The sequence below is a fragment of the Pseudomonas sp. xss_2 genome (assembly GCF_043104195.1).
Lineage (GTDB): Bacteria > Pseudomonadota > Gammaproteobacteria > Pseudomonadales > Pseudomonadaceae > Aquipseudomonas > Aquipseudomonas urmiensis.
This window is the reverse complement of record NZ_JBICKL010000103.1, coordinates 15,321-28,537: the sequence shown is the minus strand read 5'-3', so window position 1 is coordinate 28,537 and position 13,217 is coordinate 15,321. Positions and strand designations below refer to the sequence as shown.

Here is a 13,217-nt window from a genome sequence, read left to right as displayed (position 1 = left end):
AGATTGGCATGAATGGCTACTTTAAATGAATATCAGTAGGTACAGAATTTAATTAGGCGTTAGGCCTGTAAGTATGTGGAATTTTTGATAGGGCGGTGTCGGAGGCGATGGTAGTGTAATAGGTGTAGATCATGTATTCGCATGCACTGAGGAGGCGCATGAATGACTCAATCTTCCTCAATCGAGCCTGGCTGGAAAGAGGCGACGCTTGAATACCTGAGCCGGCTGCCGGCCAAGGCGTGGCCGACACAACAGGAGCTCGTTAGGCGCTTGTCCATCAGTGAGCGATTTTATCGCCAGCGTCTCATGTTGGAGGGTTCGTCTTATAAAGCATTGAAAATAGAGGTGCGACTGAATCGCGCTATCAGCCTTTTGCGGAGTGGGTGCTATCGCAGTATTGGTGAGGTCGCTGACGAAATGGAATTTTGCGACGAACATTCTTTTCGAAAAACTTTCAAGAGGTGGGCTGGGTGTTCGCCCAGCCTGTTCCTCATTCGCCCTAAGCCGTTTTGAAAGATCACGTTACTGACAAGGGTGAGGTGCATAGCCCCTGACGACTACTCAATGTGCATCGCGCGTGCCTGGGTAGGGCAGGTGCGCTGGACCGCCGCTTCTCGCCAGTGTTTGTGTTGGTGTTTCGTCAAACAGTCGCTTGTAGTAGGTGCAAAACATACCTGTGTGATAGAAGCCCCAGTGAGCGGCAATTTCAAAAATCACAGGTTTCTCCTGGGTGGGTGTCAATAGCATCTTCCGGGCGCCATGAAGCCTGATGTAGCGAAGGTAACTCACCGGGTTGACGCCCAGCACTTTTTGGAACGCATAATGCAGTGTGCGTCGGCTGATTCTCAGTGCTTGGCATATTTCGAACACGGTAGGGGGTTGGCTGCAGTTGGACAGAATGAACTCGCGGGACTTCTCGACAATGTGCCGATGAACAAACTGCCCCGGGTTGTGGGGCGCCGCCTTGCTCAGGTGGGAAAGGCTTGCACAGATGCTGTGCAGTGTTTCGCTCAGCAGATGTTGACGCACGCTTTCGCTTTCCAGCGCCCGTGGGTTCATGGCCAGCCCATTGAACAGCTGTGTCAGGTTTGAGCGGAATGCGCGACACAGTTCATGGGAAGCGGCGCTGGCTCCGCTGATTGCTGTAATCCGATCCGCATCCAGGTCTTCGATCGCTTCGGCGTACTCGCTGAGCAACTGCATATCGACCACGGCAACGTAAATGTCTGATTTTTTGGGTGTTCTGAATTTCAGCTCGGAGTTGGGCTTGAGAAAAAAGACCGAATCAGGCTCTAGCTTGTCCCCGCACCAAAAGCCATCACCCACGATCTCGTTCGGTACGCCGATTGCGAAGCTGTCACGCCATGGCAAGCCGTGTTGGTCCACCGCCTTGTCCATGGTTTCGCGAAAAATCTGAACAGGCCCAAGCGAAAGGTCCTGGAGGGTGCCGGAAAATTTTCCTTCGCTGATCTGTACGTACTCCTGATTCCATTTTGGGAGGGCGGATGCTTGAAGAAGAACGTCAGTCGTTTCATGGGACATGAACGAGGGGGGAGGTGCCGCTTCTGAGCGGCTTTGCTCATGGGTGTTGTGCATAGCTACCTCACGGACAGCTGATCATTTTTGTTTTTCTATTGCTTCTTCAACCCTTCCATCTGCCTGCCAACGGGCGTTCACGGTGGGGTCTGAGCACAGTTAAATTATTTGTAAGCAAACATAACTACGCAAGCACTCTCTGTCGAACGGTAGGGTGGTGTTGCCGTTTTTTGATAGTCACCGGCTCATGGTGTGCCGTTTTTCGATAAAGACTCGGCAGGCCTGTCTTTACACTGTGGGCTGTGCTTGCTGCCTCACGGCCAGGCGACGCGTTCTGACAACAACAAAAACGGGCGGCCCATCGGAGGGCGTATGTCAAAAAGTCGAGTCATCTGTCTGTGGGTAGATGTGCTGCTCGTGTCGAGCATTCTGGTGGTGGCAACTCATATTGCGCTTGGGCTGCAGCTTGGAGGGTGATTATGTCGACTCAGCATCTTTCAAGCCATCGACGGGTGGTTACGCAAGTTCGGAGTCTGGACGGCGTATTGGCTCGGCTGGCTGAATTCGAGGCCAGGTTAGAGGCGCTGGATTGCACGCTCCGAACGGAGTATCCGTGGTGGCCGGCGCGTAGCGTTTCATACAAGTATGGGTGAATGCTCAGGTAGCGGAGATGGCTACTTATAGTTACCAGCAACCGCTCTTGCCGTTTCTCGATACAGCATTTCAGTGACACGTCGTACTCTTGGATAACCGGCCTTGTTCACCGTGTATTCATACCGATGAACAGGGTTAAGTCTGAATCATAATCACAAGAAAACAGGGAGCCCAAAGAATGCGCTTATGCCGTGCATTTTCTAACCCCGTGCGCCCGTTGGCGCTGTCCCTTGCAGTCTCTGCAATACCATTGCTGGCTCATGCCGGGCCAGAGACAGAAGCAAAAGCCTTGTTGAATGCGAAGTGTGCTGTATGCCACCTACCGGTTGAAGGTGCTGGGTTGAACCGGATCGACCAGTCGCGCCGTACGCCTGAAGGTTGGGATATGACGATCGGCAGGATGGTCGCGGCGCATGGCGTGCGCTTGACTTCAAATGAGCGAATGACACTCGTCAAGTACCTTGCCGACACAAACGGCTTGGCGCCCGAAGAGTCCGCTGGTCGGCGCTACTTGTTGGAACGGGACTTTACGCAAGTCGAGAAACCTGACGACCGACATGTCGCTGAAACCTGTGCCCGATGTCACTCGTATGGCCGTATCGCACTTCAGCGCCGGACAGAAGATGATTGGCGAAAACTTGCCAACTTCCACGTAGGGCAATTCCCGACTATCGAGATCCAGCAAGCGGGTCGTGACCGTAACTGGTGGGAAATTGCCTCTCAGGAAATGCCCAAAGCGCTCGGTACACGCTACGCATTCGACTCGGATGCCTGGTCCAAGTGGCTCAAGCACACAGTCACACAGCCTACGGGCAGTTGGCGCATCACGGGCCATCGTCCAGGCTGGGGCTTTTATGACGGTGTAGCGACCGTGCAGGCAGATGGCACGGACCGCTACAAAGTCGTCATGCAGATGAACTACGCCAACGGCAAGCAGGAAACGGCGGAAGGCAAAGCCGTGCTCTTCACTGGCTATGAGTGGAGGGCGACCGTCAAGCAAGGCGGGCAGGAAATCCAGCAGGTCTTCGCGTTGTCTGCAGATGGCCAACAATTGACTGGCCGGTGGTTCCAGCCTGGTATCGATTCGATCGGCGGCACACTTCACGCGGTTCGCTCCGGTGCCGGTGCGGCATCGAGCCTTTTGGCAGTTCAACCGACCTACATCAAGGCCGGCACCACTCAGAAGATCACGCTTATAGGGAGCAATCTGACGGGCGATGTCAGCCTGGGCAATGGCATCTCGGTGAAAACGCTCGAAAGCTCGCCTGACAGAATTGTCGTGGAAGCGAGTGCCGCTCAAGGGACCGACGTTGGCGTAAGGACAGTCAGTGTTGGCACCGCGAAGCTGGATTCCGGCTTGGCCCTGTACCAGACAGTCGACTTCATAACGATTGAGCCGGGCCAGGCGATGGCGCGGGTAGGGGCCAACAACGGCCCGATGCCGAAAGTGCCGGTGCAGTTCGAGTCTGTCGGCTATGCCTATGGCCCGGATGGAAAAGCTGGCACCGAAGACGATATCCGTCTGGGCTACATGCCGGCGGTATGGTCGGTCGACAACGGTACGCCTTACGCGGCCTCCATGAACGATGTGCAATTTGCCGGAACACTGGATGGCAACGGTCTCTTCATACCCGGCGATGCGGGCCCCAACCCTCAGCGCAAGTTCAAGACAAACAACGCCGGTGACCTCAAGGTAACCGCGGTCTTGACGGACGGTGAGCGCAAGGTGGAAGCCAGTAAACCCCTTGTTGTAACAGTACAGCGCTGGAACGATCCGCCAATTCGCTGAGTGAGAGGATAAGGTGATGGGCCAATTATTCGTAAATCGCTTCAGCTTCCATGATGTGAAACTGGGTGATCGTCATGTGTTGTTCCACATCCCGTCCAGCGGCCTGTTCGAGCTGGACGCGCTGGGGGGCGAATTGATCGATTATCTGAAAGGCCGCGAGCAGATTTCCTTTGCGGCTGTAGAGGAAGCGTTTGGCGCTTCGTCGCAAAACGCTGACCTTGCGCAGACGCTGGAAAATTTCCGCGAACTCTCGATTCTGGGTGAGTTGCCAGGCAAGCCTGATGCCGGCATGGACGTCACCATTCGTGACTTTCCGATCAGCACAGTGGTGCTGAACGTCAACACCGGGTGCAACCTGAGTTGCACCTACTGCTACAAGGAGGATCTGGATGTCCCGACCAAGGGGCGTCGCATGACCTTCGACACCGCGCGCAAGAGCATTGAATTGTTGTTGAGCGAAGGCGCGGTACATGACCGTATCAATGTCATTTTCTTCGGCGGTGAGCCACTGACGAATCTGCCGCTGATCAAACAGGTGGTCGACTATACCGAGGCACGTTGCAGCGAGCTCGGCAAGCACGTCGATTTCTCGATGACCACCAATGCGACCATGCTCACCGAAGAAATCGTCGACTACCTCGACCATCACCGGTTTGGCATCTCCATCAGCATGGATGGGCCGCAGGCTGTGCATGACCGTAGGCGGATCACCGTCAGCGGACAGGGTACCTACGCGGTGGTTGCGGCCAAGTCCAAGATGCTGCTGGAACGCTACCGGTCCAAGCCAGTGGGTGTTCGAGTAACCCTGACCGCGGGCTTTACCGATGTTGTGGCCATCCATGAACACCTCAAGGATGACCTCGGTTTTGCGGAAGTGGGTGTGGCGCCTGCCACCTCCGGCCCGGTGACCGTGTTCAACCTGAAATCGGACGAGCTTCGGCAAGTGTTCGATAGCATGAAAACGCTCGGACGGGCCTACCGCGATGCCGCGCTACAGGGGAAGAACAACGGCTTTTCCAACATGCATCAGCTCATGAGCGACCTTTATGAAGGGCGTAAGAAGGCATTGCCTTGTGGTGCAGGCGTCGGCTTGCTGGCGGTCGATCACAAGGGCGATCTCAATCTTTGCCATCGCTTTACCGGTTCGGACATGCCGCTGTTCGGCAACGTCGACGAGGGTATAGCCAAGGAGGCGCTTGGTACTTTTCTCGAGGGGGCGACCAAGCGGGAAGGTAAAGCGTGTTCGACCTGCCGGATCCGGAACATCTGCGCCGGCGGCTGCTATCACGAGTCGTATGCGCGCTTCGGTGACCCTCATTCCCCGACATACCACTACTGCGACCTGATGCGCGAGTGGGTGGACTTCGGCATCGAGATCTACATGGAGATCCTGCAGAAGAACCCCCGCTTCTTCCAAAAGCACTTGAGCACCCGGAGTGTCCAGCAATGAACCACATGAAGCCGATGAACCAGAAAGCGCACCAGGTCGAGGTTGCGATGGAGAAGGGGGAGGCTGACGAAGTGGTCGCGATGTCGGCCGTCGTTGGTTGTGCGACTACCTTCGACCCCGGCTGGGAAGTCGACCCGTTCCTGGGCGTCGCGGGCCTTTGCCAGCCGATGGAAGCTGACCTCTATGGTTGCTCCGACCCGTGCTGGTGGCCGGCACAGGTGCCGGACTCTTTGCACACCTATCCGGAGTGGAGCGAGGGTAACGATTCTGCACCGAACGACTGGGCCAATCTCAAGGCCGTCTTCCCCAAGTAACTCCCGATCATGTTTTCGCGCTACCGGAGCAGTCCGTAGCAAGAGGAATCCCATGAATAACAAGAAACAACAATACGGCGTGCGCCACGTCGCTGCATTCGGTGTGCTCGCGATGGGGCTGGCGTTCATCAGCCAAAGTGCACTGGCCAAGGACTACCTGGTGACTGCCGCTCGGCCGGACCTGGTGGTGGTTGCCGACCCCGCAGAACGCAAGGTCATCAAGACGTTTCATATCCCCAATACGTCGATGGGCAACAGCCCGGGTGCCTTGGCCGTGTCCAAGAACGGTAACGTGGCGTATGTGATTCATAACCGCTGGGAAAGCGTCTCGGGGATTGATCTGGAGTCGGGTAAAGAGGTGTTCCGTGCAGACCTCTCGTCTGCAGGCGTTCGCGCCAAGGCGCCCTATGCCATTGATATCAGCCCTGATGGCAAAGAACTTGCGGTGTTCGTGAACCCGACCCAGTTGCTCCCGGGTGAATACCGCGTCATGGATCCGTACGTTGCGATATTCGATACGTCTGCCGGTCTGCAGGCGCAGCCTGTGCGCAAGTTGAACGTGCCGCGGCGCGTGTCGTCGCTGATCTATTCGCCTGACGCCTCACGCCTCTATGCGTTCAGCTGGAACATGCTGGTGCTCGACCCCAAAAGCGGCAAACAGATCGGTGAGCATCCTTGGCGTAGCTGGAAACGCGAAGGCTTCGGCGAACCTGACACGCTCGCCATCTGGCCGCAGTTCGAGCAGGCAGGGGAGTTCGCCACTCCGTACTACATCAACCACACCGGTGCAGACGGCAAGACCGTGCAGAAGGCCGGTATCTGGTCGTTGGACCTTGTCAAGGACACCGTACGCTTCCACGAATTTGAAGATGCGTCCGTGGTGTTGTTCTCGACGGTCATCAACCCTGTCCGCCGTAACGAGGCCTACACCGTTTATACCCAGCTCACCAAAACCGACGTTGACACCGGCAAGCTGATCAAACGGATCGACCTCGACCACACCTACTACACCGTTAACATCTCGAGCGATGGCAAGGAGTTGTACGTCGGCGGCACTATCGATGACATCGCCGTCTACGACTCTCAGACGCTGGAGAAGAAAGGCAAAATTATGATACCGGGTGGCGGCGATCAGGTTCTGACGTCCCTGCGTGTCGTGCAGCGCTGAATCGTGATGGCCGGGCTTACCCGCTCCAGGCCTGCGTTCGCCATGCCCGGTGGCATGGCGAACGGCTCGCCTGAGCTGAACCTGTGGCGTTGGATACTGCCTTACGCACTCCCGTATTGGCCTGCTTTCGCGCTGGTCGCAGTGCTCTCTCTGCTTGTCGCCGCAGCGGGGCTGGCACAACCCTACCTCAGTCAGCGGCTGATTGATGACGGTATGCTCAAGGGAGATTTCGACGTCGTCATCCACTGCGTCGGTGCGATGGTCGTGCTTGCCGTCGTGTGTGCGTTGCTGGGTGGGTTGACCCGGTACCTGCATGGTAGTGCGTCCTCACGCATGCTTCACTGCATGCGCGAGGACATGTTCCAGCACCTCCTTACGCTTTCGCCGAACTATTTTTCACGCACACGCCAAGGCGATATTCACACACGGCTGAACAGTGATATCGGCGAGATTCAGCGCTTCGTGGTGGATTCGGTATTTAGCGTGATGAACAACGCGCTGACGTTCGTTGGCGCCGTGCTGATGCTCGGGTACATGAGCCGGGAATTGTTACTTGTGCTGGCGGGCGTGTTGATCGTGAACGCGGTGTTCTTACGCGTGATGCGATCGCCCATCGAGCGCTTGAGCCAGGAGGCTCGCGAGCGCGGTACTGATATAGCGTCCTTCTTGGTGGAAGTGCTGGGGCTGGTCAAGTGTGTCCAGGCCTTCAATGGCCAAGCGCGTGGCGCTGACGAGTTGGGGCGCTTGCACGACCGTCAGCGGGTAGCGTCGTTGAAGCTGCAGGTGGTCGGTTACTTCGTGGGCTCTCTGCCCGGTGTGGTCATGTCGATAAGCGTGTCCCTGGTGTTTCTGGTGGGCGCCCATCGCGTTGTCGACGGTAGCCTTACGTTAGGTGTGCTCATCGCCTTTGTGACGTACTTGCAGCGCGCCAGTACTCCCCTGCAGGCATTGACCAGCCTCTATGCGGGCTACCAGCGCGCAAAAATCAGCGTGATCAGAGTCCGCGAACTTTCATCCCAGCGCCCGTTGGTCACCAATGCGTCGTCAGGCAAAGTGGTCAGGGGGCGAGGCAATCTACTCATCTCGGGTATTGGTTTCACCTACCCAGGCAGTAACAGCCCGGTATTGAATAAGGTTAGCGCCGATATACCTGCCGGCAGTCGAGTCATCATCAAAGGCGCGTCGGGTGCAGGCAAGTCGACGTTGGTTGATCTGCTCCAGCGGCATTTTGATCCCGATGTCGGCAGCGTTCTACTGGACGGGGTCGACCTGCGCGACCACGACCTGGCAGACCTGCGCCGAAAGGTTACCGTCGTTTCACAGGCCACCGAGCTGTTCTCTTGCAGTTTGCTCGACAACATTCGCTATGGTCGCCCGTCTGCTTCTGATGAGGAGGTTTGCCTGGCCGCTCGGGTGGCTGGCGTTGACGATTTTGCTGCGGACCTTGAACAGGGGCTGGAGACGTTGGTTGGCCAGCGCGGCAGTCGATTGTCTGGTGGGCAGCGCCAGCGTGTGGCGCTCGCCCGGGCGATTCTGCTGAAACCGAAAATCCTGATCCTTGATGAAAGTACCAGTGGTGTGGACTGCTCGATGGAGGCGCGGATCTTGCGAGATATTGATGCTCTGTTTGGATCGAGCACAAGAATTGTCATTACCCATCGGCCGGTTGCAGATTTTTACCCGGATGTCGAAATCGACCTGGATGTTGGTGTAGGGACCGCATCATGAGCCCGCGCATTGGCATTATCGACAGCGGGGTAAGCCAGGCGTTGTTGTCCCATGTAGCCCTGTCCCGCTGTTTCGATGGCCGCGAAGGCTTGGCGCCTGCACATGTCGACCAACTCGGGCATGGCGATCAGGTCGCTCGGCTGATTGTCAGCCAGTGCGCTGATGCGCAGTTGCTGGTGGCGCAAGTCTTCACCTCTACGCTGCACGCCCCGGTCACACGTATTGCCGAGGCAATCTATTGGCTTGTGGCGTCCGGAGCGCAACTGATCAACATGAGTTTTGGCTTGCCCGGCGTGTCGAGTCACCTGGCAGATGCCTGCCGGTACGCTGTCGACAGAGGGGTTGTACTGTTCGCTTCCGCGCCCTCGTGTGGAGGCAATGTGGTGTATCCCGCTGCCCTCACTGAATGCATTTCCGTTACGGGTGATCCTCGCTGTGCCGAGGACGAGTTCGCATGGCTAGGGCTTGAGCGTGCTACTTTCGGGGCGTGCTCATTGCTGGTCCCGGGTAGCCCAGGGCAGGGCGGCGGGGCCAGCTTTGCCTGTGCTCGGTTCACGGGTATCGCCGGGCGTTTGATGGGCTGCCATGGGGGCGTGCAAGGGCGCCTGTCTACGCTCAGAGCGCGTGCGGTTTATGTCGGCCCAGAAGAGCGCAGAGCATGAACGACAGGGCTGCTCTACGGCTGGCTTACCTCATTTTTCCCGCCGCCACGGCGACTGCGCTTTTGCCGGGTGCGGGCAATATTCTGCTCGGTATTGCAGTTGTTCTGTTACTCGCAGGTGCCGCTGCGGTTCGTGCGAGAGCAGGCCTGTGGCAGGCTGCGACGGCCCTGCTTTGTGCCTGCGCGACGGCCATGTTGTTGGCGCTGCTGTCAGACCGTTTCGACTTTCGCTATGTGTGGCTGTACAGCAGTCCTGGGCTGCCTCTCTATTTGAAGGCGGCAAACGTCTGGGGCGGCGACGAGGGCACCCTGGTGCTGCTCGCCATGATGTTCGCGCCTTTGGCCTTGCGGCATGCGCGGCGCTCTGGCTGGGAGGGGATCGCGCCGGGCGTGTTGACAGCGTGGTATGCCGGGGCAGCGTTAATGATGGGGCCGTTCAGCCCGACGCCGGACGCCTGGCTGGTCTCGCAGGGCAGCCAGGGTATGAACGCCCACTTGCAGAAAATCTGGATGGCGTTGCACGCGCCCGCCATTCTTGCCGCCTATGTATGGGCCATCGCGCCGGTCGGTTCGGCCCTTGAAGCCTTGCGCGGCAAGCCCAACGACTATGTCGCGACAACCTTGCGCTATAACCGCTGGGCGTGGGTGGTGATGACTGCAGGCATTGGTTTCGGAATGATCTGGGCCTTGGGTGATTTCACCTTCGGCCAGCTCTGGCACTGGGACCCTGTGCAAACCAGCGTGTTCATCGTCTGGGTGATGCTGGGCGCTGTGCTGCACGGCGTGAGGCACTGGCGCAGTGGGGGCGCGTTCAGCCGCTTGTTGCCCATGCTGAGCATTCTTCTTGCGGCCAGCACGGCCCTGGCGATGGCGGTGACGCGCAGTGCCACTTTAGCCAGTTCGCACCGGTACATCGGTACAACCTCCTGGCTGAGCCATCTCATGCTAGGGGCGGTATTGATCGCTGTCGGAGCGGTCCTGCTGGTACAGCGGCGGCGGTCGCCCGCACCCCCCCCCGTTCAGCCAACGCCTCGCTGACGACGCGCCTGTCCGTCTGGCTGTTTTGCGGTACGGCATTGGTGGCCTGTGCTGCACTTGCGCTCGCGTATGCCAGGCAATGGTTGCAAACCCCAAAGCCGATTAACGAGAAGCCATTTTTCGAGACGCTCACGATGTGGGCAAGCGCGTCTGAAATGCAGCAGTTGCGTGACGCTTTTGCTCAATGGACGGTGGATGGCTATGCCCTGGGTTACTGGCTACTGCCACTGTTCGGCTTGATGGGTCTGCTGGGTGGGTACGCATTCCTGCGCAAGGCAGCGCCGCCAGCATTTGCGATAGCCGTCACCCTGCTGATGGCCGCTGCCTGCGCTGCACTTGTCTGGCAAGGTGGTCTCATCGCCCAGGGGTACCAGGGCAGGGGGGTACTGTCGAGCCGTATTGTCGCGATATTACCGTGGTTGGACGGTGCGCTCGGGGCCGCGAGCTTTCTGTTGCTGGCGTGCCTTTATTGGACGGCACGCAGCGTTTACAAGAGCCGGCGAGTGCGCGCACTGAAGATTACCGGGTCGCTTACGCTCATTCATGGCGGCGCTGTGCTTGCGTTGGTCGGCGGCTTTGCAGCGACTGCGTTGAATACCTACCAGGCGATTCAGATCGATGCGGAAAAGTTGCAATCCTGGAGCCGACTGCCAAACGGCATGGCCGTGCGTGTATCGCTTGCTTCGCCAGCGCTTGAGTATTCAGGTTATCGCGCGGTGGCCCAGGTAGAGGTGCGGGCTGAGGGTGATGTCGCGACAGGCCATGCGCTGTTTCTAGATGGCAGGCGTCAACCGCCAGGCTATCAGGGCCCGGTCAGGCAGCTGTGTGAAATCCTTGATTACCGGTATGCGCGTTACACCGGCGGCCCTCATTATTTGCTCGACCCGTTTGTGACGCACGGCCTGCTGGAGGACCGGCAGGTGTGGGTGCCCGCTTCAGCATCCCTTATGCAGCAGAGCTCGAGCGACGGCAGCGAAGCCCCCACACTGATCGTGATGCGCAGTTACCCACTGGTGTCGTTGGTCTGGCTTGGGCTGTGGTGCATGGTCGCCGGTGGGCTGTTGGCGCAAAACCGTCGTGGGGGTGTAAATAGATGAATACCATACTGGTGCTGGGAGCAGGCCCCGCAGCGGTTGCAACTTCCATTCTGTTGCGCCAGCTCGGGCACGATGTCCGGTTGGTCGGGAAAAACAAAAAAGACGCCTTTCTGGAGGGCGCCTCGCCACGGGTTGTCGAAGGCCTGCGCCGGGTGGGGTGCAGCAATGCACTGCGCGTGCTGACAGACCGCAGGTCTCGGTTGAGCCTGTGGGGCGAACGACCAAAACTGGCCAACAGTGAATATGTGGTTGATCGCAAAGCCTTGGACTCAGCCTTGTGGCTCGATGCGCAGTGCGCTGGCGTCAGTACGTTGAAGGCGCGTGTGCGTCAGGTCATGAAAACGCCGGAAGGCTGGATGGTGATCGCCACCGATCCAGGGGGCGATCACCACCACCTGGCCTGCCGTTTTCTGGTCGAGGCAAGAGGCCGTTCCGCTCCAAAAATCCTGCCGGACGAACAGGCTGAATGCCGAGCCATATCGCTGTTACGGCACTTTGTGAGTGATGGCTCTACGCCAAGCCTTACCTGCTCGGAACCGTTTGAGGAAGGGTGGGCATGGGCAACGAGTGCCGTGGACGGCTTTTGCAGTGTTCAGCTGGTGCCCGACCCCGACCACTTGAAGCCAAACGATTGCGAAACCGTGCTTGATGTTCACCAGCGAATGTACGCGAAGCTCGAGCACCTGCCGCGTCTTCTGGGGGCGTTAGACCCTGCGGGCACAGTGCTTTCCAGAGGGATTCAGCCGGTACGTCGTGGGGGGATCGTCAGCCAAGATTATTTGCGGGTTGGGGATGCCGCATATTGTGTCGACCCGCTGTCGGGGCACGGTATGTACGAGGCGGTGTCGGGAGCATTTGCCGCTGCGCCGACGATCAATACGCTACTGCGGCGCCCGCAAGCGCATGCCGTGGCGTTGCGTTTCTACGAAGAGCGTGCAACGCGTCTTTTCGACGCGCGGGCAGGTGCAGCGAGGCATTTCTACTCGGCCAATGAACAGTGGCAGCATGCACAATTCTGGGCTGCTCGTTCGCACTCTGTTTTGCAGGCAAGTACGGCCTTATCAGACGTACCATTGTTTGATCGTCGCCCTGTTATCGAGGATGGCTTCATCACCGAACGCCTTGTTCTGGTCACACGTGACCATCCCGAGGGTATCCGGTTCGTAGCGGGTATCGAGCTTGCCGGATTACTGTGTCAACAAGGGGCGACGGCCGATCTGAGCAGCGTAGAGGAGGCGCTGATCAGGCTGTCGATACCTGCCGAACAACGCAGGACACTGCTCATCGCATTATCTGGAGCTGCGAGCGCATAACGCCTTCGCCTTGTGCTGGACAACTTTCATTATTGAGGCGTTGCAGGCGCTTGAAGCCGTGTCCAATCAATTTCCTGAGTGGTGCCTCTGCTTTTAAGGGAGGAGTGTAAACAGCCTCCCTCTGCTTATCGGGCACGGTACTGCGAGACCTTGAGTCAGTCTTAGCCTGGATTTACAAAATCTCGCAACAGTTTTTGTAAACGATGGCCTCTATCGAGGTTTACATTTTCTAGGCGCCACTCGGACAGCCTTAAAACCTGAAGCGCCGGCCGCTACCCCACAGGGGTAGGTTGATCGCCTGGGGCTGGTCATGCCATCTGGAAAGATGGGAGGCCCCAGAGTGGCTCCACAAAGGCTGAATTCTTTACGCTTCCTTTCTCCCTAGCTTTACGCCGTGTGCGGATTCTAGCGCCGTTTTTTCCGCTCCCACCCGCACTCGAGATGAACGAGACGCTACCCGTGAGCCAGA

11 protein-coding genes are annotated in these 13,217 nt (G+C 58.0%); 10 read left to right on the top strand and 1 reads right to left on the bottom strand.

Annotation, left to right across the window (positions count from 1 at the left end; translation table 11 throughout):
- The first annotated feature begins 162 nt into the window (after nt 1-162).
- A complete protein-coding gene (locus ACF8K2_RS24430; protein ID WP_392468240.1) occupies nt 163-513 on the top strand; it encodes a helix-turn-helix domain-containing protein in 351 nt (116 codons plus the stop codon).
- 48 nt (nt 514-561) lie between these two features.
- Here the strand turns inward: ACF8K2_RS24430 and ACF8K2_RS24425 are convergent, their stop codons facing one another.
- On the bottom strand, nt 562-1,596 hold the full coding sequence (locus ACF8K2_RS24425; protein WP_392468238.1) for a helix-turn-helix domain-containing protein: 1,035 nt from the start codon (nt 1,594-1,596) through the stop codon (nt 562-564).
- Between the two features lie 772 nt (nt 1,597-2,368).
- Between ACF8K2_RS24425 and peaA the strand changes: the two genes are divergently transcribed.
- The 9 genes from peaA to ACF8K2_RS24380 are packed head-to-tail and all read left to right on the top strand — an operon-like array spanning nt 2,369 to nt 12,748.
- Nucleotides 2,369-3,979 (top strand): quinohemoprotein amine dehydrogenase subunit alpha, encoded by a 1,611-nt coding sequence (peaA, locus tag ACF8K2_RS24420; RefSeq protein ID WP_392468236.1) that lies wholly within the window; start codon nt 2,369-2,371, stop codon nt 3,977-3,979.
- Between the two features lie 16 nt (nt 3,980-3,995).
- A complete protein-coding gene (gene peaB / locus ACF8K2_RS24415) occupies nt 3,996-5,429 on the top strand; it encodes a quinohemoprotein amine dehydrogenase maturation protein (protein ID WP_392468234.1) in 1,434 nt (477 codons plus the stop codon).
- Nucleotides 5,426-5,743 carry a quinohemoprotein amine dehydrogenase subunit gamma gene (gene qhpC, locus ACF8K2_RS24410; protein ID WP_392468232.1) on the top strand — a complete coding sequence of 106 codons (318 nt, stop codon included), beginning with the start codon at nt 5,426-5,428 and terminating at the stop codon, nt 5,741-5,743. Before peaB ends, qhpC begins: the two co-directional genes overlap by 4 nt.
- A gap of 52 nt (nt 5,744-5,795) precedes the next feature.
- Nucleotides 5,796-6,911 (top strand): quinohemoprotein amine dehydrogenase subunit beta, encoded by a 1,116-nt coding sequence (peaD, locus tag ACF8K2_RS24405; RefSeq protein WP_392468229.1) that lies wholly within the window; start codon nt 5,796-5,798, stop codon nt 6,909-6,911.
- Nucleotides 6,912-6,953: 42 nt separating this feature from the next.
- A complete protein-coding gene (locus ACF8K2_RS24400; RefSeq protein ID WP_392468226.1) occupies nt 6,954-8,639 on the top strand; it encodes an ABC transporter ATP-binding protein in 1,686 nt (561 codons plus the stop codon).
- Nucleotides 8,636-9,301 carry a S8/S53 family peptidase gene (locus tag ACF8K2_RS24395; protein WP_392468224.1) on the top strand — a complete coding sequence of 222 codons (666 nt, stop codon included), beginning with the start codon at nt 8,636-8,638 and terminating at the stop codon, nt 9,299-9,301. The genes ACF8K2_RS24400 and ACF8K2_RS24395 overlap by 4 nt, the downstream gene beginning before the upstream one ends.
- Complete coding sequence (ccsA, locus tag ACF8K2_RS24390) at nt 9,298-10,338, top strand: cytochrome c biogenesis protein CcsA (protein WP_392468222.1); 1,041 nt, start codon at nt 9,298-9,300, stop codon at nt 10,336-10,338. The genes ACF8K2_RS24395 and ccsA overlap by 4 nt, the downstream gene beginning before the upstream one ends.
- 41 nt (nt 10,339-10,379) lie before the next feature.
- The gene (locus tag ACF8K2_RS24385; RefSeq protein WP_392468220.1) at nt 10,380-11,435 is read left to right on the top strand and encodes a hypothetical protein; all 1,056 of its coding nucleotides are present in this window, start codon (nt 10,380-10,382) and stop codon (nt 11,433-11,435) included.
- Complete coding sequence (locus ACF8K2_RS24380; protein ID WP_392468218.1) at nt 11,432-12,748, top strand: NAD(P)/FAD-dependent oxidoreductase; 1,317 nt, start codon at nt 11,432-11,434, stop codon at nt 12,746-12,748. The genes ACF8K2_RS24385 and ACF8K2_RS24380 overlap by 4 nt, the downstream gene beginning before the upstream one ends.
- Nucleotides 12,749-13,217: the final 469 nt, after the last annotated feature.